Here is a 24,131-nt window from a genome sequence, read left to right on the forward strand (position 1 = left end):
ACTTGGTGCTAGCAATGGTTTTGGTCGATATAGAACACAGTGGTTAAAACCATCCACCCTGGGTGGCACAATTGCTCCTGTGCAGGTCCTTGATGTGGTTTCCTTTAGCAATCTTGGGCTTCCGCTGGAAGTTGAGTTAGAACCATTTGCAAACGGCATTATCTACGAACCGGTTTCTGTTGATGAGCCTGTAAACGTGCCTACTGGTTTTGTGCTTTCACAGAACTATCCAAATCCATTCAATCCAACCACATCAATTAGCTACGTCATTCCACAGGCTATTGATGTAAGCTTGACTGTATTTGACATTACTGGTCGTGAGGTTGTGCGTCTGGTTGATAATAAAAAACATTCTGCTGGTAGATACTATACGATGTGGAATGGTTTGAATGCTGCTGGTGGCAAAGTTGCCAGTGGTCTGTATTTTTACAAAATCGTTGCTGGTGATTTTTCACAAACCAACAAAATGATGTTGATTAAGTAAGAATACTCATTTTTGGAAAATCGCAGGGTGGAGAAATTCTTCTCCACCCTGTTTTTTTAAGAGGGAGTTAAGTAAATTCACTATGGTTTTATCTTCAAAATTGAACCAAAACCTTTTGAGATTTTTGCCAATCTTATTACTCTCTCTGATTGCAGTTTTTATCCATTCATGTACCACAGCACCTGAATCCCAGAATTATGACTTATATGCGACAGATGATTTTTCAGTTCGCAGAGCAGATCCGGAGCTATTAACCGGATCATTTAGTGATTTTATTACCTCAGTCTATCAAGCTCCTGCAGATGAGAAGCAGGCGCTGGTTGACTCCTTTCTACAATGGGCTGACAGTGCAACCGGTATCCCATATATTGAGGATACAACCGCCTATTTTCTATATCTTAATGAATCCAATCCTCAGGTCGCAGTAGCAGGGGATTTCACAGGCTGGGATCCCACGAACCAAGATTTTATCCCTCTCTCAGGTACCAATCTTTTCTACGCTGCCTACCAATTTGAAAATGATGCCAGACTAGACTACAAATTGGTCGTGAATGGCAACTGGATGCTGGATCCATTAAATCCCAGCACCTGCAGCGGTGGTTATGGACCTAATTCTGAACTCTCCATGGCAGGCTATATTCAACCCCCTGAAATCCAAGCCTACACCATACCGCATGGCTCACTTTTTTCAACGACTTTCAGTGATACGACCCAGGGGCGAACACGCGAAGTGAAGATTTACACACCTCCAGGCTATGACCAGGGCACTCATAGTTATCGTAGCATTTACTTCCATGATGGAAACGAACAGATTGCTCTGGGATTTACAGAGAATGTTTTGGATTTTTTAATCTCACAAGAACTCATTCCACCGGTAATCGCCATTTTTGTTGACCCCATCAATAGAATGGAAGAATACTCATATGATTATAACTTCATGGATATGTTTGTGAATGAGCTGGTCCCCTGGATTGACGATCAATATCGAACCATGCCTGAAGCTGAGCATCGAGCTGTGGCTGGTGTGAGTTTGGGTGGTTTAGCCTCACTTCTGTTCACGCTCCAACACCCCGATGTGTTTGGGAACTGCGGCGCTTACTCTCCAGCAATCTGGTTTGGTGATCTCATTGATCAATATGAGGCTTCAGAAGTACTTCCAATTAAAATCTATATGGATGCTGGAACTTATGAACCTTCCATTTATAATAGCTCCATGTCCCTTAAAGGGGTTTTAGAGGCCGAGCAATGGAATTTGCAGTGGAGATCATGGCACGAAGGTCATTCATGGGGTGCCTGGCGCGCTCATCTTGATGATGCACTTACCTATTTTTGGCCAATGGCCACCAGTGGTATTGATGATAACTATTAACCACGTGTATGTGAGTCCCGAGGAGTGTTAGAGTGATAGATTATTTTCGATCACATCTTAGTCAAAACTTTAAGCATAGCCTGACTTTGCTGCTCCAATTCCTGGTCAGCATGCTTCTTCTTGGATCCACTATGGGAGCTGAGAAAACCACACTACATCTATGGCACCCGATGCCAGCTCCAAGTCGCGCAGTTCTCAATGATCTGGTTGCCGAATACGAAAGCCTGCATCCTGACATCAGCGTCCATATGCTCTACAAGGAAAATGAAGAGGTCCGCATGGCCTACATGTCTGCCACCGGTTTTACCGAGGGTGGACCAGACCTTTTATATGGTCCCAGTGATTTTACCGGCGCTCTTGTGGAAATGAATATTGTCAAACCCCTGGAGAATTTTTTCTCAGAAGATGAATTAGCCGCCTTTGATCCCAAAGGTCTCACCTGGTATCAGGGTCATCTCTATCAGATTGGTGATGAACTGGGTAACCATCTCGCATTGGTCTATAACAAGCGCCTCTTTGCTGAAGTTGGTCTGGATCGGCCTCCTGAAACCATGCAGGAGCTCATTGAATTTGGTAAAAAACTCACCATAGATAAAGATGGGGATGGCGTGATTGACCAATACGGACTGGTCTGGAACTTCACCGAGCCCTTCTTTTTTATGCCCTTTTATGCTTCCTATGGTGGCTGGGTTATGGATGAAGATCAAAATCCTACATTGAATAATGAAGCAGCTGTGAAGGCCTTCAAATTTGTCAGGGATATGAGAGATGTTCACGGTATCATTCCCAAAGAATGCGATTATGATGTCGCTGATTCAAAATTTAATACCGGTGCGGCTGGTATGCTCATCAATGGAGCCTGGTCCTGGGCCAAATATATGGATTCACCTCATGTTGATTTTGGTCTGGCCGTCCTGCCAGTGAACGATGAAACTGGATTATTTCCAGCACCTATGGTTGCCACCAAGGGATATTACATGAATCCCTATTTAAGTGGTGAACGGGAAAAACAAGTTGTGGAACTCATGAAGTTCCTAACTGGAGCAGACGCCCAATTTCAATATGCCAGTAGACTGGCCACCATTCCCACCCGCTGGGAAGTTCGGGAACGTCCTCAGATTGCTGAAGATCCTGTGATCATGACCTCCATCGAACAGGTAAGTCGGGGTAGAGCCATGCCAATATCCCCCCAGATGAGAGCGATCTGGGATGCCATGCGTCCGGCGTATCAAAATGTGCTGGGTGGTAGCATGACCCCTGAAGAAGGTGCAGCCTATCAACAGGAGATGGCTGAACAAAAGGTAGCCGAACTATTTGAAGGTCAGGATATTGATAGGGACGCTGTGAATATCAGTGCCATACTGGTTTATCTCGGTGGTCTCATTTTGGTTCTTTGGGCACTGTATAAATTGTTTGTGGCCTTCATTCTTCCTCTCGTCCGGGGTATTCCAGGTGTTCAGGTTCAAGAATCCCGTTTTGGTGTTCTCATGGTCGCTCCAGCAGCCCTTTTCATTTTTGGCGTGGTTGTTTATCCCTTTTTCTACAATCTGGTGATTTCCTTTTCAAATATGGGCTTGACCACTGTCAATGACTGGCAAATTATTGGTCTCTCCCAATACGGAAAAGTCCTGACTGACTCTCAGTTCTACCACTTCTTTTTAAGGACGGTTATCTGGACCGTGGTAAATGTGGTTCTGCATGTCATTTTTGGTGTCATGCTGGCCCTCTTGCTCAACCGACCCCTACCAGGGAAGGGGATCATTCGTGTTCTCCTTATTTTGCCATGGGCTGTCCCCAGTTATATCACTGCGCTTACCTGGCGGGGGATGTTTAATATCGATTATGGTGCAGTAAACATCATTCTAAACAAATTTTTTGGGATTGAACCCATTTCCTGGCTCATCGATCCAACCAATGCCTTTATTGCCACCATCATCACCAATGTATGGCTTGGCATCCCGTTTATGATGATCATCGCTCTGGGGGGCCTGCAATCCATTCCCCAGGAGCTTTATGAAGCCGCTTCCATTGATGGAGCCACCTCCTGGCAGCAGTTTAAAAAAATTACGCTGCCCCTATTAAAACCGGTCATGATTCCTGCCATTACCCTGGGTATTGTCTGGACTTTTAATAATATCAATGTGGTCTGGCTGGTGTCCAATGGGGGACAACCGGGAGATCAGACGCATATCCTGGTGAGCTTTGTATATCGGGCTGCCTTCAACTTGTACCGATATGGCTACGCAGCAGCATTCAGCTTTATGATATTCCTCATGCTGGCCCTGTTCTCTGTGAAATTCATGCAGAAGAACAAAGCTACTGAAACGGCTTATTGAGTTAGAAGTTAGAAGTTAGGAGTTAGGAGTTAGGAGTTTGAAAGAAGAAAGAAGGAGTGCTTTACAGCGAACTTGACGAATGAAGCGAACTAAAAACATACAGATCCAATTCGAAAGTTTCGTTTATTTCGTTGTGAAAAATGGTACAAAAAATATGGTTAATGGACTAAGTAGAGAAGAGATATGAAAAAAACATCAGCACTTCAGTACTTCATGATCTACGGCGCTTTGTTTCTCGCTGTTGCCTGGTCTATTTATCCCATCCTCAGAGTCATCACGATCTCCATTCGTCCTGGTGATAATCTGCTGACTGAAAGTTTGTCCATCATCCCTGATGATTGGACGTTTGATAATTACATCAAACTTTTTACAGATCACCCCTTTGGCACCTGGATATGGAACTCCATTCTGGTAACAGCCACAGTCATGCTCACCGGTGTAACGTTGGCTTCCACAGCCGGGTATGCTTTATCCCGCTTTCGTTTTCCTGGTCGTGAAGCAAGCTTGTTCAGCCTGCTGGTTACACAGATGTTTCCAGCCACTATGCTGCTGCTGCCCCTGTTTATCATGCTTTCAAGTCTTCATTTGATAAACACTTATCTTGGTTTGATCGTTATTTATTCTTCCACTGCATTGCCATTTTGCGTCTGGTCAATGAAGGGGTATTACGATACGATTCCTTATTCGCTGGAAGAAGCAGCTCGCATTGACGGTGCCAGTAGATTTATGGCATTTTATAAAATTATACTACCCCTGGCGTCACCGGCTCTGGTAATTACTGCTCTGTTCTCATTTATGTCTGCCTGGACAGAATACATCGTAGCAGCACAGGTTCTCTGGTATAAAGAAATGTTTACGCTGCCCATTGGTCTTAAATCCTTTCAGGCAAACATGAACACAGAATGGGGTCTCTATGCGGCAGGAGCCATGATTGTTTCCATACCGGCTATTGCGCTGTTCCTCTTTCTTACAAAATATTTAATTGGCGGTCTCACGTTGGGATCAGTCAAAGGCTAGTTACAGACATCAATAGGGAAATTCCATGAAAAACTTTTGTCTCATTCTTCTTCTTGTCGCTGTTACCCTGCTCATGTCAGGATGTGAAACCATACATACTGATGCACAATTGCTGGATGCTCCCTGGACCTTGAAATATGATTCTAGTCGAGTCGGTCTCCGAGCCGGCTGGTTTGATAACGACCATGATCGATCAACCTGGGAAGAAACGACGGTTCCAGGAGTATGGGCTGATGACGACTACGACGGATTTGCGTGGTACTCGACAGAAATCCAGGCTAAAAACATCCCTGCTGGTTACAACCTTGCCCTGGTCTTTGATTCCATAGATGACAATGCCGTCGTATGGCTGGACGGAAGATTATTCGGAAAACAAATGGGATATAATATCAAATTCTTTTTCGATATTGGGGATAAATTAGCGGATGGTAAGGTTCACCACCTGGTACTTCGTATAGAGGATACTGGTGGTCCTGGAGGCATCCCTGGAGCTGTATATCTGAAACCCTATATAGATGAGGTAGACTTATTGAGAAATGAAGCAAGTAAAGTTAAGGCTCCGGCCTCGCCAGAATGGGTGAAAGATGCAGCAATTTACGAAGTGTTTGTTCGCCAACATTCCCAGGAGGGAACCTTCCAGGGATTGATCAAAGATCTGGATCGTATTAAAGCATTGGGGATTGATCTGATATGGCTCATGCCTGTTCATCCAATCGGACTGGAAAACAGAAAGGGCTCAGTAGGAAGTCCCTACTCTGTTAAAGACTATTATGCAGTCAGCCCGGATTTGGGAACCCTGGAGGATTTCAAACAACTTGTTCAAGAAATTCATTTGAGGGAGATGCATGTCATTCTGGACTTCGTAATGAACCATACAGCCTGGGACAATGAATTGATGGATCAACACCCCGATTGGTATTCACAGGATGATAATGGGGTAACGATCCCACCAAATACGGACTGGCACGATGTTGCTGACCTTAACTATGACAATCCTGCATTGCGAAGCTATCAGCTTGATATGCTTCAATGGTGGATCAAAGAGACTGACATTGATGGGTTTCGATTTGATGTGGCTGAATTGGTTCCTAACGACTTCTGGGTTGATGCAAAAGCTGCCTGTCAAGAAGTCAAAAAAGATGTCTTTTTTCTGGCTGAGGGGGCCAAACCAGAATTACATCTCAATGGTCATGATATGACCTACTCCTGGAACATGTGGGAGGGGGTTATTCAATTGGCCCAGGGCACTGCTGATCCGTCAGAACTCAAAAGATCCTATGAGATGGAAAAGCTTCAATATCCACAGGGTGCTTTGCGGATGCGATTTAGTGAGAATCATGATAAAACCAGATCAGCGACGCTTATTCCAGATAGAGAACTCAATCTGACTGCATGGGCATTTATAGCCTTAATGGATGGTAATCCACTAATCTATGCCGGTCAAGAAATTGGTACGAAGGGTAATTATTTACCTGCTCTGTTTGAGAAGATTCCTCTGAAATGGAAGCAGGGGGACATGGCCATATCTCAAGTCATGTCAGCTGTGCTGCAGATCAGAAAAGAGCATCTCACATCCGCTTCACCCTTCAAATTTATCATTGCCAACAATGATAAGAAAATCCTGGCTTATCAGCATGGACCACTTCTGGGATTCTTCAATTTCTCAGACTCTGATTTTAAATTTAAGGCTGGGGGAATTGATAGTGTACTCATGGGTGATTTGCCTCTGGATGAAGCGGGTAACTTTATTCTATCACCACACCGCTTCACCGTAATGAAATGAGAATCACATGCGGCAAAATATTTTAACCTTTCATAAATAAGAGTTTTGGGGATGACCATGCTAAAGCAATTAACAATTATACTCACTCTGGTTCTAGCTCAGATAACATTTGCACAGGATAGTGTGGATGTCACTTTCTACTATTACCCAATTAATAATCCAAGTACTGTTCATATCCCAGGTGAATTTAATGGGTGGAATCCAAGTGGGGCGATTTCGCAGATGAATTATAATAGCGCAGGCAATGTTTGGTTTAAAACCGTTCGCCTACGAGTAGGAGGACCAGACCCATTACCATCGCCTAACAGTGTAGCCGGTGCATATCAGTACAAATTGCATGATGGGGATTGGTTCCCAGACCCATTAAATCCAAGGCAAAATCCCTCAGATAATAATAATTCCTTTCTGCCTGTTAACGATCCCACAATTCATCTTGTTTTGCCAAACTCAACATCGGCATCAGGGATTGTTCGCTCACGACATCCAGAGATCACAGCTTACCTTTTTCCTTCGACTGCAACCTCAATTGATACAGGCTCCATAACCATCCTTATTGATGATATGACCTATACAAACATGGGTACGAGCTACAATCCTGGAAGTCGTCAACTTAGTTTCCATGCACCAGAAGCATTGGGGGATGGCAATCATACTGTAACTGTCACAGCCTCAAATAACCTTGGAAGTTCGCATTCTGAGACTACCAGTTTTACTGTCCAGGCGAATCTGGTTCAGTTCTTATCGTTACCTGCCCAAACATGGAAGGATGGCTGGCGTATTCAGGGTGCCATCTTTGATGCCGATGGTGGATTGAACCAAACTATCGGTTCAGCAACCCTGACAAATAATTGGGATTTTTGGTCGGTAAGTGTGGTGGATGGACTCATTGATACAACCATCACTCTCTCTGGTGGTGATAATATTTTTCAGATTCAGGCACTCATTGAAGGCTCAATGGAAAACTCTGCAAATTTGCTGATTGAGAAAAAGGTAGAACATAAGCCCTCAGCCAACGTGAATATTACTGAGGCGGGTAGTATGTTGACTATCAGTAGTGATGGCAGTCTAGATCCTGATGGTGGTAGTATCAGCTTGCTATGGACTGAGGATTCTCGCAATCCGCAGAGTTTAGGAATTCATGGATCCAGTGCCAGCCAGGTGAACATCCCTTCGCCCACGACTCCAGGCGAATATTTCGTTTCATTAAGCATTGAGGATGAAGATGGTGAGATCGATTCTACACAGGGATATTTCTATGTTGATCAAGCTGCGGGAGCTGTAGATGTAGGTGGATTCGAAGACAATCCTCAATGGGTTAAAAACAGCAGGATTTATCTATTGTTTTTCAAGGCTTTCACACCTGATGGCACCATTGCATCTGCGATTCCAAATTTGGATTACATAGCAGCCATGGGTTTTAACACAATTTGGGTTCTGCCCGTGATGGAGATCCCAGGTGATGTGGATAATCAGATCAATATTGGTTACTATATTCAAGATTTTATGCATGTTGAATCATCTTACGGCACTGATCAGGATTATAAGGATTTTGTAGCTGCAGCACATGATCTGGGATTGAGAGTCATTCAGGATGTGACACCCAATCACAGTGGTAATGTCCACCCATTTGCTGAAGAAGCCTCTCTATATGGAGAGTACTCCCAATATTGGAATTATTACCAGACGGAGCTCATTCCGCATAATACCAATGGTTTGGGTGATTGCTTCACAGCCGAAGGAATTCACTATTATTGTGCTTTCAGCGACGTCCTCCTCAACTGGGACTGGCGCGATCTGGATGCCAGGCTTTATATGACGGGTGTTTATGAGTATTGGATGGAAGAATTTGGCATCGACGGGTATCGATATGATGTCTATTGGGGACCTCACCGCAAATTTGGCGAATCAAATATGGGTATCCCCGTTCGGGAAGCTCTCAAACATGTCAAACAGGATATATTGCTATTAGGTGAGGATGATGGGACTGGAGGAGGGACCCAGGTTCTCTATGCTGATCAGGGCGGCGGTTTGGATGCAAGTTATGATTTTAAAACTTACTTCAATGCCATTCGTAATTTCGGCTTTTCATCAAGCAGCATCAACACGCTCCACAGCGAGCTAAATAATGGTGGGTATTATCCAGGTGAGAATTCCTATTACATGCGATTTATGGAATCTCAGGACGAAGATAGAATTAGCTATCATTATGATTCATTTATAAAAACCATGCCCATGGCCACCGTAATTTTTACCGCACCAGGTATTCCCATGGTTACCAATGGACAGGAAGTTGGTTGGGGCAAAGATATGGGAGCCCCAGGGGAACCCGATCTCAACGACCGTAGAAGAGGTGTGATCAACTGGGAATTTGGTGGTCGAAACCTCCTCACCCCTCATTACCAAAAATTGGCCCAGATCAGGGCTCAATTCCCAGCCTTCTGGCAGCATAAAAAGGACACAAATGGAGATGGAGCTGTGACTTCCTCCGATGAGTCTGATTTTGACAGAGTAACCGCTGGAAGTGGCATGGTATACGCCATTTTACGTCCATTCACTAACTCCAATGGCCTATCGTTATCAAATTTTTCAGCATTTACTCAAACCGCCACCCTCAATCTGGCCGCAGAAAATTTGAAATTTATGAATGGCTTTAGTTTTGACTCCACCTACTGGATTAACAACCACTATACCGGTGTCAGTGAGTCAGTAACAGGGGCAGCATTACAAAGTTTTGTCGTGTCAATGGAGCCTTATGGATCGGCTGTATACACGATCTCAAATCATGAGGAAATGGTGGAGATACCAGCCCTCCCAGCGCTCCTTTCGATTGATGAGCCAGAGGTGGTCGGGATTGAGCAATTCAGTCTGTATCAAAATTTTCCGAACCCTTTTAATCCCACAACTACCATTCGGTATTTTTTAACCGATCCAGGTGAGGTTGAGCTGAATATTTATGACATCAAGGGTCAGCTCATCAAAACCCTGGTATCAAGTCCTCAGATGAGTGGATATCATGACATAGTCTGGAATGGATATTCAGCTTCGGGTCTGGCGGTTGAAACTGGTATATATCTGGCTCAAATTAAAGTGGGAACCTCCTCCGACGTGATCAAGATGATTTATCTGAAGTAAGGGTTTAGTTTTATGAAGCCGTCAGTTGTCAATTCGTGTCGTTTGACTCTGATAAATCTTTCGATTTTATTGATAGGGTCTTGTTTAATAGATTCAAAATCTGACACCAATTCTGCTGAATTTGATTTAGCACCAGGTAGTCTTCGAGAAATAGCCTATACCGATAAGCAGGATGCACACTGGGTGACCAGGGCTGGAGGCTACAACAATTCTCCCTGGCATGGACTGACAGCCTTAAAACGTGGATATTTTGAAGATCTATTCATCTCAGCCGATGGTGAATTGCTGCCAAGAGAAGATGCTCAAGTAAGTATTACCCCAGCCTCACTCATACGTCATTATCAAAGTTTGGGAATTCGTGAAACCTGGACCCTCCTGGACGAGAGGAGAATGCTCCTGGTAGAGCTGGAGGCGGATGAGGCTACACGTTGGAAAGTCCAACCCGCCATTCTAGGGGGCAATCAGGCTGAAGATTTTAAGATCAGTACTTCAGATCAGGGAATGAATGTCGTTTTAAATCGTATGCTTGATATTCCTTCAAGCTATCCCCATTTAAACCTGTGGTTTTCCCAACCCATGACTTGGCTTCCGGCAGAAGTCCCTGACTTACAACTATATACAGCATTCTTGTCTCCCAGAGCCGAATACGCCGCCTCTCATCGCCTGGCTATTGCCATATCCCTGAGTAAAGATGTAGAAGAGATGCAGATTGATCCAGGTTGGATGGAACGTGCCCGAAGCCTCAGACAGCAAAGAATTGAAAAGAGAGCCGCGTCAACCACACTGCAGAGTAATATCCCTGATCTGGATAAAGCCATCTTCTGGGCCCATCATTCTCTGGATGGTCTTGTCATGAAACAACTGGGCAAGGGCATCTATGCCGGACTACCCTGGTTTGACGACTATTGGGGACGCGATGCCTTTATTTCGTTCACCGGAGCCGTGCTGGTGAGCGGTCAATATGAGGACGCCAAACAGATACTACTGTCATTTGCTGACCTTCAAAATAAGGACGAATTTGACCCAGACTACGGTCGGGTTCCCAATCGTGCTCAACCGGATAATATTATCTACAATACAACGGATGGTACTCCCTGGTTTGTCCGATCAGTATGGGACTATTATCGATACAGCAATGATGTGCATTTTCTGGAAAAGATGTGGCCAGCTATTCGTCGCGCTACTGAAGGCTCATTGATGAATTGGGTTGATGAGGATGGTCTCTTACGCCATGCCGATGCCGATACCTGGATGGATGCCAAAGGTCCTGATGGTCCCTGGAGTCCCCGGGGAGATAGAGCCATTGATATTCAATTTATCTGGCGTGACCAACTGGAGATTACCAAACGTCTGGCACAGAAGTATGGGGATTTTGAATTAGCCAAGCAGATCCAACAGACCCTCACCAACTGCAATACATCACTTGAAAAATTCAGATCTGAAGACAGTACCCATCTGGTTGACCATCTCAACTCTGATGATTCACAGGATCGACAAATACGTCCCAATGTTTTTTTGGTCCCCCGATTGTTTCATGAAACTTGCGATTGGTCCACCTTCGAGACCCTGGCACCCCAGCTCATAACCAGGAATGGGGTTCTATCGCTGGCCCAGGATGGTCCAAATTTCCATCCATATCACCATCTGCCAGGTCTGTATGTCCAGGATGCTGCTTATCATAATGGGATTATCTGGACCTGGAATTCAGCAGCCACCATTACACCATCAATTCAATTTCATCAATACCACTATGCTGAAGCCTTGTTTAACAATCTTACCCAACAAATTATTGAACGAGGTGCAGTAGGGACCATCGCCGAACTCACAGATGCCTGGCCAAGAGCAGGCGAGCTTCAGCTCTCAGGTACTTTTAGTCAAGCCTGGAGCCTGGCAGAGTACTTACGCAGCTTTTATCAGGATATTCTGGGTGTTCAACCCGATTTATCAGAGTCCCATGTGACCATTGCGCCTCGGCTCCTCACTGACTTGAAAGAAGTGATCTTCAAACATCCCATGGGAGAGGATCAGTGGGAGATTGAGTACCTGGATTCTGATTCACAATTTGACATAAACATTTCTCGATCATCCCAACCAGAGATGAACCTATCATTTGAGTTATTTGCTGATGTGGAAGTCTCTCACCTAGATCTTAGCTGGAAGGGGACAAATCTGTACCTCAGATATGAAAAGCAAATGAGGCAATGGACAGTCCCTGGTGATATCGAGGACTATGTGGTGACCCATGAAGAGGTTGCAATTCCACCAAACAGCCTGGCTTTTTGTGAAGTGGACACCACCAGGGAAGTGCCAGTTTTGATGGGCCCGGAACATCGACTCCTCAGTGAAAAAGAGTTGAGCAGTTTCAGTGGCACCGCAAAATCAATAGTTAAGGTTTCAGATCCAGTGGGTGACGATCATGGTCTGAATTCTCGATATACCTATCCCACCAATCCTCAATTTGAAAAAGGTCTGGCCGATATCCTTGAGTTTGAAGTGAAACAGGGGCGGGATCATTATGAGTTTGAACTCACATGCTCGAATCTGGTTGATCCGGGTTGGCACCCAGAGTATGGCTACCAATTAACCTATTGTGCCCTTGGTATCAGCTATAATTCAGCAACTGGCACAAAAGAGGTGGGAAAGAATTCTCAATCACCCTTTCAGGCCAATTTTCGGGCTGATCAAATCATGTATATCAGCGGAGGTGTCCTGGTCGTCGATGACCATCACAAACCTCAAGCAGAGTACATGCCCAGATCCATCGCCGGGGCCATAGGTGATGCGGAAACCGAGCGTATCACATTCACCTTACCCAAAGACCTATTCCCAAAGCCCCTTAATACGGCCACTTTTCAAATTGCCGTGGGGTGTCAGGATGATCATGGAGGAGCAGGCATAGGGGATTTTCGTCCAGTCCAAGCCATTGGTAGCGAGTGGATGGGTGGCGGGGGCAGTGAAACCGGTTCAAATGTCTATGATTGGTTGATCTTGTAGAGTTTATGAGTTTATGAGTTTATGAGTTATTGAGTTATTGAGTTATTGAGTTATTGATATCCTATCCCTACCCTGAGAAGCGGGGAAAACGAAATGGGAACCCACAAAAAACTTACATATTTTGCGCTCTTTGCGCCCTCAGCGGTTAAAAAAATCTATCCACAGATGAGCTGATACCGGCATTATTTGCTTTTAAGAAATAATTTGGAACTATTCTAACTCGAGTCATATTAACTACCTGTGAAGAAGACCTGGAAATATATTGCCCTTTTTACACTCATTCTCATCGGAATGATGCAGGCTGTTCCATTTTTGCCAACCCATACCAACTGTCAGGCTGCCTGTTGTGTAGAGGCCGTAAGCTGTTGTGAGACTCAGGTTGACACAGGATGCGATATGGCCATGACGTCATGTAATGTGACCCTCTTCATACCCTTAATTTCAGCACCACTGATAAAAGTAGAATCCCACATCGATCTGGATATCGCTTTAGCTCCCCCGCTGCACAGTGAGACTATTCAGGAGCAGTTTCGGTTCATCTCCACAAATCTGGATCTTTTCCAGGAAGCTCCTCCGCCAGACCAAACCCCGCTTCTCATTTAGACCACTCTATAAGCTAGGATGAAACATCAGGCCAATTGGCTTGACGTATATGTTATCAAAAATCCTGTTTTGGAGATGGTGAAGTGTATAGAAAGAATAAAGTTTTATTGGGTAAAAGCTGGGGAATCATATTTTTCCTCCAGCTCCTGTTATCCTCACCCCTGGTGAGTTCCGAAAAAAATGTTAATCCTGAGTCGGACAGTTGGATCAGCCAGTTGAGTCAGCCTCTAATGGATTTGCCGGCACAGGTGAATACCCTGGATGAACTCATTGAATTATCCCTTTCGAGAAATTCTGGGATACGGGCTCAATACGCAGAGTGGAGAACCAGTCAAGAAGCTGAGAATACCATCTCAACTCTACCCGATCCAATTCTAGGGGTCGGCTATTTTATTGAACCAGTAGAGACAGCTCAGGGTCCACAATCGGCTAAAATATCACTGGGGCAAACCATTCCCTGGTTCTCAAAAACTCGAGCAGCTCGTGAAACCAGGAAATATCAGGCCATGCAGAGCTACCAGGCACTGGAGGCAGCGAGGCTTTCCCTGGTTCGCGAAATAAACAATCTGTGGGTTGAAGTGGATCATATCCAGTCCATTACTTCCATTATTAGTGCCAAATTAGCCCTTTCAAGGGATTTAGAGGAAGTTCTCAGTGTTCAGTACCAGAGTGCCTCTATCTCTCATAAGAAACTGGTGGAAGTTCAGATCCAAACTCTCCGACTGGAAAATGATCTTCATGATGTGGAAAGTCAGTATTACCGGCTCAGAGTTAAGCTGGGCTCAATTCTGGAGCTGGACGCCCCGGTTCCAGAAAATCTTCTCGCACCTCAAGGGGACACATCTATCAGCGACTTCTCTTCGGGAGCAGTTTCAAAAGATCATCCCCGGCTTCAACGCCTTGATGCCATGCTTCATGAAGCTCAGGCGAGGAAGGCTGGTGCTAAAGCTTCCTATATTCCAGATTTAAAAATTGGCTTGGACTATATACTCACTGATATGAAAACCAATGGGGGTGTCGCAATCGCGGGAACTGGAAAAGATGCTCTTATGGTGAGTGCCGGAATTGCTTTGCCTCTCTGGAATTGGAAATCAAAAAAAGCCGAAGTGAAGTCCTCTGCGTGGCGCGAAAAGAAGGCTCGAGCGCTGTTGGATGCGGAAAGCTCACGACTTGCCCGGGAAAATGAGACTTCCAGATCCATGCTTGATGAAGATGTGAGATTGATCCACCTGTATCAGGATCAGTTGATACCCAAAGCCATCGAAATTGAACAGGTCATGCAGCAGGAATATATCGGCCAGAGTTCTGATGTTTTCATATATACCATGGCCCGCCAGCGTGTCCTGGATTTACAACTGGCACTATCAAATGTACAATATTCTGCACAATTACATCTAGCTGATCTCAGCTATTTGAAAGGCAATTAATATGAATGAATTAGTATCCAAATATCTGAATATCATGAAACCACTCGTATCTAAAACCTGGATGAGAACCATTTTAACGCTCCTCGTGGGAATCATGTTGGGGGGGGGTCTGTTTTCAACCGGCAATACGAGTATGAGTACCACCCATGAGGACCAACCCGCTGCAACGACCTGGACCTGCTCCATGGATCCCCAGGTTAAGCTGGATGAGCCAGGTCAATGCCCCATCTGTTTTATGGACTTAATCCCCTTAGTTGTAGATCAGGGTCCTGCGAACAGTCATTCCAGTCACCAGGGAGAAACCACCTGGACCTGCTCCATGCATCCCCAGGTAAAACTGGATGAGCCGGGACAATGTCCAATTTGTTTTATGGACCTGATCCCCTTGGCAAATGAAGGCGAAAGCGATGCTTCGACAGAGATCAGTTTATCTGCTGCTGCTGTTAAATTAGCTCAAATTTCAACGACACCAGCCCGTCATGCTATGGCCCACAGTCAAATCTACCTTTCAGGTAAGATTGATTATGATGAAACCCGGGTAAAAAATATTGCCGCCTGGTTTCCCGGTAGACTGGAACACCTCTATGTTGATTACACGGGAATTCGAGTAAATAGGGGTGATCATTTACTGGAAATCTATAGCCCTGAACTCTATTCGACCCAAAGTGAATTACTTCAGGCATATAATCGGGTGAAACGAGCAGATCAAAGTCCTGCCAGTCAAAAATCTTCGCTGGCGACCTATGAAGCCGTCGTTGAAAAGACCAAACTCCTTGGACTGAGCATGAATCAGATAAATACCATCACCTCAACTGGCAAAGCTCGATCAGTTCTTCAAATAAACAGTCCCATCACCGGGATTGTCATTCATAAAAATGCCATGGAGGGTAAGTATGTCAAAACTGGGGAGCAGATCTATTCAATTGCCGACTTATCAAAAGTATGGTTGATCCTTGAAGCTTATGAGAAGGATCTACCCTGGTTGACCTATGGTCAGGAGCTTTCGTTTTCAGTTGCAGGATTACCTGGCCAGACATTTAGTGCTCATATCTCATATATTGATCCTCTGGTAAATCCTGAGAAACAGAGTGTGACTGTACGGGCAGTTCTGGACAATAAGCAGGGAGTGTTAAAGCCTGGAATGTTGGCAGAAGCATCCATTTCAGTGATGCTTAACGGGAGTGGCCAGGTAGTTACCCCTGATCTGAGTGAAAAATGGGCCTGCCCCATGCATCCTGAAGTGGTTGAAGATCATCCTGGGGATTGTTCTATCTGCGGAATGGATCTGGTACCCCTGCAAGAAATTGGCGGGACCCAGACATTTGCAACCCACGCCTTGCTCATCCCGGCAAGTTCAGTATTGAAGACAGGTCGCCGGGCACTGGTTTATGTGCAGATCAGCGAGAGTGAATCTAGTCAGTTTGCCCTGAGAGAGGTTGTTTTAGGACCTCGAGTAGGTTCAGAGTATATCGTGATAGACGGATTGGCAGTTGATGAGCTGGTGGTTTCGAATGGCAATTTTAAAATAGATAGTGCCATGCAAATCGCAGGGAAGAAAAGCATGATGAGTGGCGATGGCGCGCCCTCAACTGCACCAGTAGGTCATCAACATGGCTAAACTAAACTTTCTCGATCGCCTCATCGGATTGCCTCTGGAAAATAGGCTCATAACCCTCATCCTGTTTGTTTCAATAATGATATGGGGACTCCTGGCAGCTCCATTTGACTGGGATATTCCTGGAATAGATAGGTCACCTGTACCAGTGGACGCCATCCCTGATATTGGTGAAAACCAGCAAATCGTTTTCTCAAAGTGGGCTGGACGCTCTCCTCAGGATATTGAGGATCAGATAACCTATCCCTTGACCGTGGCATTACTGGGCACACCAGGGGTCAAAACCGTCCGTTCATTCTCCATGTTTGGATTTTCAACAGTCTATGTGATCTTTAACGAAGATGTGGATTTCTATTGGTCAAGAAGTCGCATCCTGGAGAAACTGAACGCGCTTCCATCAGGGACCTTACCTGATGAAGTTAAACCGACCCTGGGACCCGATGCAACTGCACTGGGTCAAGTATTCTGGTATACGCTGGAGGGCCGTGATGAGGATGGACAGCCTACTGGAGGCTGGGATCTTCATGAATTACGCTCAATCCAGGATTATTACGTAAAATATGGACTATCTACTGCCCGGGGTGTTGCTGAGGTTGCCTCTGTGGGTGGTTTTGTTAAAGAATATCAGATTGATGTCAACCCCCAGGCTTTGCGCCATTATGGCATTTCACTCATGCAGGTTTTCAAGGCTGTGAGGGATGCGAATAATGAGATTGGCGCTCGCACGGTAGAAGTCAATCGAGTCGAATATATGATTCGTGGTCTGGGTTTCATCAAAGGCCTGGAGGATTTAGAAGTAACTGTATTGAAGGTCATTGATAATGCTCCCATCACTATCGCCGATGTGGCGCACGTCAGTTTTGGTCCAGCCTTACGACGCGGTGCCCTGGATAAACAGGGTTCTGAGGTTGTTGGTGGCGTGGTTGTAACCCGTTATGGCGAAAATCCACTGGCTACTATCAACGCGGTCAAGGCCAAGATCAAAGAAATATCGCCAGGATTGCCATCAAAAACCTTAACGGATGGTCGTGTCTCCCAGCTTGAGATCGTCCCCTTTTATGATAGGTCTGGTCTGATTTATGAGACCCTGGGAACCTTGAATCATGCCTTGCGTGAAGAAATAATCATCACACTGATTGTCATTCTCGTGCTGCTCATGCATCTCAGAGCTTCAATCCTCATCAGCATGATGATGCCCGCAGCCGTCCTGATCACTTTTGTGGGAATGAAATTGTTTCATGTTGATGCCAATATTGTGGCCCTGTCCGGGATAGCGATTGCTATTGGAACCATTGTGGATATGGGCATCATTATGACTGAGAATATTCTCAAAAAAATTGACGATGACCAAAAGTCTCCAAATGTTATCCAGGGGATTCTTAGTGGTGCCAGAGAAGTTGGACCGGCAATTTTGACGGCCGTTTCTACCACGGTTATCAGCTTTCTCCCTGTGTTTACCATGGAAGGTGCTGAAGGCAAGCTGTTCAAACCTCTGGCTTATACCAAGACCTTTGCACTGATCTCATCAGTTGTTCTGGCTATTCTGGTTTTACCTGTGATTGCCAGTTTTATTTTCTCAAAGAAAACGTATGGTGAGTGGACCAGGAAATTGTCACTGACCCTTCTGTTCGCACTCTCAATTGGGGTAGCCGTTTCATTCAATATTATCATCGGCATAATTCTTGGCAGTATTGCCCTCCTCCAGTTGCTCAAACCCCTGTTGAAAAATTATCCCTGGTTGTATCACTCAAAAACATTGAACTACTTGCTTGTTTTTAATGTGATCATATTGCTTTCACTCACCTGGGTACCTCTGGGATATGAGTATGGTGTGATAGCGAACTTTCTGCTGGTAGCCGTTTTGGTTGGCTTCATTTTGGGGTTTATTAAGACCTTTACTGACCTATATCCAAAAATCCTTTTGTGGATGTTGGAAAACCGTGGTATTGCACTACTCATACCTTCAATTCTCTTGATATTCGGACTGAATGCGTGGCTGGGTTTTGACTCGATTTTTGGCTGGTCACCTGATGTGATCAAACAGAGTCGACCCTACCAAAAAATGGTACATGTATTTCCAGGATTAGGTCGAGAGTTCATGCCAGATCTGGATGAAGGCTCGTTTTTGTATATGCCCACCACCATGCCTCACGCAGGAATGGAGGAGTCACTTGATGTCCTCTCAACTCTGGACAGGGCTCTATACTCAATCCCCGAGGTGGAGAATGTTGTTGGGAAGATAGGTCGGGCGGAAACAGCCCTTGATCCGGCACCCCTTTCAATGATTGAATCGGTGATTACCTACAAGTCTGAGTATAAACAGGATGAATCTGGGAATACGCTTAAATTTGAAGTTGATGGTGATGACAATTTTGTTAGAGATTCGAATGACCAATTGATTTTGGATAATCGTGGAAAACCATTCAGACAATGGCGTGATCATATCAGGAATAATCAGGATATTTGGGATGAACTGGTCAAGGTGGCCCAATTGCCGGGAACCACTTCTGCCCCAAAATTGCAGCCTATTGCAGCCCGTATTGTCATGCTGCAAAGTGGTATGCGAGCGCCCATGGGTATCCGGGTACATGGTTCAGATATAGAGAGCATGGAAGCATTTGGGCTTGAACTTGAACGTAATCTGAAAGAAATCCCTTCTGTAAAAGCGAGTGCTGTTTTTGCTGATCGTATCGTGGGTAAACCCTATCTGGAAATCGACATCGATAGGAAGGCCATTGCCCGTTACGGATTATCTATCCGTGATGTCCAGGAAGTTATAGCTGTCGCCATTGGTGGGAAGCAAGTCGGCATGACCATTGAGGGTCGTGAACGATATCCCATCCGTGTTAGATACATGCGAGAATTCAGAGATAATGATGAGAGTTTCGAATCCATTCTCGTACCCACCTCGTCTGGAGCACAAATTCCATTGGGACAGTTGGCTAGCGTTCGATTTACCCGTGGTCCCCAAGTCATCAAAAGCGAGAATACTTTTCTACTCTCATATGTCCTTTTTGACAAGGTCGATGGCTATGCTGAGGTAGATGTAGTTAAGCAGGCTCGAGCATATTTGGACAGTAAGATTGAATCAGGTGAGCTCAAAGTTCCCAATGGGGTGAGCTTTGATTTTACCGGCTCTTACAAAAACCAGGTTCGAGCGACCAAGAGAATGCGGATTGTGTTGCCACTTGCTCTTATGTCGATCTTTGTAATTCTGTACATGCAGTTCAAACGGACCTCCACAACGCTTATCGTATTCTCAGGAATTTTTGTCGCATGGGCAGGAGGTTTTACACTGATCTGGTTATACGGGCAACCCTGGTTTTTAAATTTTTCACTTTTAGGCCTGAATTTTAGAGAAATATTTCAAATCCATGAGATCAATTTGAGTGTAGCTGTCTGGGTGGGGTTTCTGGCACTTTTTGGCATTGCCACAGATGATGGCGTTTTGATTTCGACCTACCTCGATCAACAGTTTAAGGAGCTCAAACCAACGACACGCCAGGAGATTCAGGCAGCTGCCATTTTGGCCGGGAAGAGACGCATTCGGCCCGCTATGCTGACCACGGCGACCACATTGCTGGCCTTAATTCCAGTCCTCACTTCAACTGGCAGAGGGGCGGATGTTATGGTTCCCATGGCCATTCCTTCCTTTGGAGGGATGCTTTTCGCAACCATCAACACCTATATGGTGCCCTTAATATATGTTCTGGTAGCTGAACGACGTCTTCTAATGAAACGATAAATAAATAGTGAATTTTATGATGTCAAGGTCATATTGAGAAATGAATAATAAAGGGAGTATCCAATATGGAAAAACATGTCTTTAAAGTAAGCGATATGAATTGCAATGGTTGTGTAGCAACAATCCAAAAGGGATTAGAGGCTGATGCACGGGTTGAATCCATTGATATTCAACTTTCAAAAAAACAAGTAACCGTAGGTGGAGATCTCTCTACTGAGGAAAGTGCTGAAATAATCAGAAATTCAGGGTTTAATCCTGAACAAAGCGCGGAGAAAAAGGGGTTTCTAGGGAGTTTGTTTTCTAGCTGATGCGCGGTTTGCTTCACATAGTCGCTCATTTTCTGGTTCCGGCAGCTATTGCTCCCTGGATGAGTAAATACATGCGTCCAGAAAAGAGCTGGGGATACTACTGGTTGATGATGTCTGCAACCATTGCAGTGGATCTGGATCATTTGTTGGCCAATCCAATATATGATCCCGGCAGGTGCAGTATCGGCTTTCATCCCCTGCATTCTATTTGGGCCATTGGGGTCTACGTGCTATTATTGATCCCGAAAAAAACCCGGGTGATTTCAGTGGGATTACTTGTACATATGATGCTGGATAGTATTGATTGTATCGGTATGTAATGATAAATGATAAATGATGAATGATGAACGAAAAACGAAGAGAGGTAAAGATATGAAGTATTTATGGATGACCGTTTTTGTGGCAGTATTTGTGGTTGGTTGCGGTGAGGAAAAGGCAGCACCGGCAATGCAGCATGATAACCATGCCGCCATGGAAAAAACCGTAGCACCTGCTGATGGAGAAAAATTAATTTACTATACCTGTCCCATGGAATCGCATAAGCATATCCATAGTTCTGAACCAGGTACCTGCAGCGAGTGCAATATGACCCTGGTTCCTGGTGTTATCACCACCGAGGATAAAATGGAGTATTATGGATGCCCAATGCTGATTCATAGCCATGTTCGTCAGGATTCTTCAGGAAGATGTGCTGAGTGTAAAATGGAACTCAAACCCATGCGCTTGAAAAAAGCATAGGTGATGTCAGAACCACAGCAATCGAATTAGTTTTCATTTTGATTTGAATAGGTCAATGTTAACATCGCATGAATACGAATTATAAATGTGAGTGTCATCATCAGAAGTTGTACAACGGGGGACGTCTGATGACCTCTTCAAATAAAAGGAAGCCATAAGATGCAGGATATATTAGATCTGCTGATGAGCAATAAGCTCTACATGGGAATCGCAGTTATTGTGGTTGTCGGGTTGATGATATTTTTGCTGAAAAAGGTGTTTAAACTATTCATGATTTTGCTGTTCGTTGTACTGGCCTACGGGGTTTTTATTTATGTCACTGAGGATGATCCCATGAAAGCGATCAAGGGTAAGTTGAATCCAGCCATGGATAAACTTGATGATGCAACTCAGGATCTTCAACGTGAAGCCATTGACAAGGTTATCGATGAGGTAGACAAGCAGCTTAAAAAAGCTGGGAATAAATAGCACTAACCTTTCAGGCGGTTGTCTGAAAGGGTCAGATAATGAATCCTATCTATTCAGTTTTTCTGGATAGGTAGGATTTTTTAATGTCATTAAGATCTCCACGGGGGATGGCCGCAATGAGTCGTTTTGTGTAATCAGTCTGGGGGTTCTGGTAGACGCTATCAGCATCACCCATTTCTTCCACCTTCCCTTCGTTCATCACCACCATTCTGTCTGACATGAATTTCACAACGGAAAGGTCATGAGAGATGAAGATATAGGTTAGACCAAATTCGTCCCTCAATTCATTGAGCAGATTTAACACTTGGGCCTGGACCGAAACATCCAGGGCGGAGACAGATTCATCACAAATCACAAATTCAGGTTGGACAGCCAGGGCACGGGCAATACATATTCGTTGTCTTTGACCCCCGGAAAATTCATGAGGGTAGCGGTTATAATGACCGGGGTCCAATTTGACTCGTTCCAACAATTCCTGGACCTTCTGACGCCTGTTTTGATCATCACCATGTAGTTGGTGAACTTGCATGGGCTCTATGATGGCTGACCCAATGGTTATTCTTGGATTAAGTGAAGAGTAGGGATCCTGAAAAATGATCTGAATCTTTCTCCGAACCGCGCGCAGCTCATCTCCAGAGATATTGGTTATATCCTTCCCATGAAATATGATGTTCCCGGCTGTTGGCTCAATGAGTCGAAGAATGGTGCGGCCCAGCGTGGTTTTTCCACAACCTGATTCTCCAACGAGACCCAGGGTTTCACCGGGATAGACATCGAAACTCACATCATCTACTGCCTTGACATGATCTACCACCTTACTGAACAAACCTTCACGAATGGGAAAGTAAGTTTTCAGGTTGTTAATGGTCAGGATGGGCTCCTGTGCATAAAGCTTTTTATGACGCTCAGCAGTTTCCTCAGGTGTAATTATCAGGTCATTGATGGTCTCATCAACTGACTTTTTGATTTCAAGCATTTCCCCTTCATCGCTCTCCGACATAAAGTCGGCCATGGTGGGGAGGAGTTTCAGGCGATGATCCAGTGGAGGACGACAGGCAAGCAATCCTTTGGTATAGGGGTGTTGGGGATCTGAAAATATTTCCCAGACGGAACCTTGCTCAACAATCTTGCCCTTATACATGACGACCACATGATCTGCGATCTCGGCAATAACACCCAGATCATGGGTAATGAAAATGATACCCATATCATGACTATCCCTGAGTCTGCGCATGAGATCCAGGATGGTATCCTGAACCGTCACATCCAGGGCAGTGGTAGGCTCATCTGCAATTAGGATTTGCGGGTTGCAGGACATGGCCATGGCGATCATGACGCGCTGCTTCTGGCCTCCGGAAATCTGGTGGGGATAAGAATCTATGATTTTTTCCGGACGGGGAAGTTCAACCTCTTTAAACAATTCAAGGGTTCTGGCTCTTGCCTCAGCTTTACTCATCTTCTGATGGAGGATGAGGGCTTCCATGACCTGGTTGCCACAGGTAAATACAGGGTTCAGGGAGGTCATGGGTTCCTGGAAAATCATGGCTATTTCATTTCCCCGGAATTCACGCATCTCGTTCTCAGGGACTTCCGCCAGGTCTACGAGACCCTTGGATCTGGAATGATACATGAGCCGACCACCGACAATTCTACCAGGAGGATTGGGTATCAGTCTCATGAGGGAGAGGGAGGTAACTGATTTTCCAGAGCCAGATTCACCAACCACACCGACAGTGCGACCTTTTTCAAGGCTGAAAGAAACCTTATCGACAGCTTTTACGGTTCCTTCATCGGTACTGAAAACGGTTTCTAATTCCTGAATTTCGGTGAGCATATTCTCTGACATAATTGGTTCCGTAATTTATTTCATGTTGCTTAAATCAATAATATGTATGGCTGGAAATATAAATGGAAAGCAGCGTGGAAAAAGGGGAAGGATCACCGCCATTCTAATGGAACTTAATGCATTCACCACCATCATTTCAGTTATTTACCAAAGCATCAGTCTGAAACTGTGTGTTTAATGACAGAATGGGGCAGTAAAATTCTTTATTAAATATAAAGAAATTTATATAAATATGGGAAAATGACATTCTATTTTACTTATTATGA

General features: G+C 44.9%; 16 protein-coding genes. 15 read left to right on the forward strand and 1 reads right to left on the reverse strand.

Features of this window, described 5'->3' with window-relative positions; all coding sequences use genetic code 11:
• The 15 genes from ISR87_11725 to ISR87_11795 all read left to right on the forward strand — a co-directional run.
• Window positions 1–484 (forward strand): T9SS type A sorting domain-containing protein (locus ISR87_11725; protein MBL7026115.1); only part of this gene is annotated, 484 nt, incomplete at its 5' end.
• 124 nt (window positions 485–608) lie between these two features.
• The gene (locus ISR87_11730; GenBank protein MBL7026116.1) at window positions 609–1,853 is read left to right on the forward strand and encodes a hypothetical protein; all 1,245 of its coding nucleotides are present in this window, start codon (window positions 609–611) and stop codon (window positions 1,851–1,853) included.
• Between the two features lie 32 nt (window positions 1,854–1,885).
• A complete protein-coding gene (locus ISR87_11735) occupies window positions 1,886–4,189 on the forward strand; it encodes an extracellular solute-binding protein (GenBank protein ID MBL7026117.1) in 2,304 nt (767 codons plus the stop codon).
• Between the two features lie 183 nt (window positions 4,190–4,372).
• Window positions 4,373–5,206 (forward strand): sugar ABC transporter permease, encoded by an 834-nt coding sequence (locus tag ISR87_11740; protein MBL7026118.1) that lies wholly within the window; start codon window positions 4,373–4,375, stop codon window positions 5,204–5,206.
• 25 nt (window positions 5,207–5,231) lie between these two features.
• Window positions 5,232–6,989 carry a hypothetical protein gene (locus ISR87_11745; GenBank protein ID MBL7026119.1) on the forward strand — a complete coding sequence of 586 codons (1,758 nt, stop codon included), beginning with the start codon at window positions 5,232–5,234 and terminating at the stop codon, window positions 6,987–6,989.
• Between the two features lie 57 nt (window positions 6,990–7,046).
• Entirely contained in the window at window positions 7,047–10,121 is a 3,075-nt protein-coding gene (locus ISR87_11750) for a T9SS type A sorting domain-containing protein (GenBank protein MBL7026120.1), read from the forward strand.
• A 12-nt stretch (window positions 10,122–10,133) separates the two neighbouring features.
• On the forward strand, window positions 10,134–13,115 hold the full coding sequence (locus tag ISR87_11755; GenBank protein MBL7026121.1) for a hypothetical protein: 2,982 nt from the start codon (window positions 10,134–10,136) through the stop codon (window positions 13,113–13,115).
• Window positions 13,116–13,355: 240 nt separating this feature from the next.
• Window positions 13,356–13,718 carry a hypothetical protein gene (locus ISR87_11760; protein MBL7026122.1) on the forward strand — a complete coding sequence of 121 codons (363 nt, stop codon included), beginning with the start codon at window positions 13,356–13,358 and terminating at the stop codon, window positions 13,716–13,718.
• An 83-nt stretch (window positions 13,719–13,801) separates the two neighbouring features.
• Window positions 13,802–15,145, forward strand: coding sequence for a TolC family protein (locus tag ISR87_11765; protein ID MBL7026123.1), 1,344 nt, complete (start codon window positions 13,802–13,804; stop codon window positions 15,143–15,145).
• A gap of 1 nt (window position 15,146) precedes the next feature.
• The gene (locus tag ISR87_11770) at window positions 15,147–16,763 is read left to right on the forward strand and encodes an efflux RND transporter periplasmic adaptor subunit (GenBank protein ID MBL7026124.1); all 1,617 of its coding nucleotides are present in this window, start codon (window positions 15,147–15,149) and stop codon (window positions 16,761–16,763) included.
• Window positions 16,756–20,505 carry an efflux RND transporter permease subunit gene (locus ISR87_11775; GenBank protein ID MBL7026125.1) on the forward strand — a complete coding sequence of 1,250 codons (3,750 nt, stop codon included), beginning with the start codon at window positions 16,756–16,758 and terminating at the stop codon, window positions 20,503–20,505. Before ISR87_11770 ends, ISR87_11775 begins: the two co-directional genes overlap by 8 nt.
• 65 nt (window positions 20,506–20,570) lie before the next feature.
• Window positions 20,571–20,813, forward strand: a complete 243-nt coding sequence (locus ISR87_11780; GenBank protein ID MBL7026126.1) for a heavy-metal-associated domain-containing protein — start codon at window positions 20,571–20,573, stop codon at window positions 20,811–20,813.
• Window positions 20,810–21,133, forward strand: a complete 324-nt coding sequence (locus ISR87_11785) for a hypothetical protein (GenBank protein ID MBL7026127.1) — start codon at window positions 20,810–20,812, stop codon at window positions 21,131–21,133. Before ISR87_11780 ends, ISR87_11785 begins: the two co-directional genes overlap by 4 nt.
• Before the next feature lie 52 nt (window positions 21,134–21,185).
• On the forward strand, window positions 21,186–21,551 hold the full coding sequence (locus tag ISR87_11790) for a hypothetical protein (GenBank protein MBL7026128.1): 366 nt from the start codon (window positions 21,186–21,188) through the stop codon (window positions 21,549–21,551).
• A gap of 159 nt (window positions 21,552–21,710) precedes the next feature.
• Complete coding sequence (locus tag ISR87_11795) at window positions 21,711–22,019, forward strand: hypothetical protein (GenBank protein MBL7026129.1); 309 nt, start codon at window positions 21,711–21,713, stop codon at window positions 22,017–22,019.
• 49 nt (window positions 22,020–22,068) lie between these two features.
• Here the strand turns inward: ISR87_11795 and ISR87_11800 are convergent, their stop codons facing one another.
• Window positions 22,069–23,865: an ABC transporter ATP-binding protein gene (locus tag ISR87_11800; protein MBL7026130.1), complete on the reverse strand. Its 1,797-nt coding sequence runs from the start codon at window positions 23,863–23,865 to the stop codon at window positions 22,069–22,071.
• Window positions 23,866–24,131 lie beyond the last annotated feature (266 nt).

The organism is Candidatus Neomarinimicrobiota bacterium, from assembly GCA_016784545.1.
Lineage (GTDB): Bacteria > Fidelibacterota > UBA8477 > UBA8477 > JABMPR01 > JABMPR01.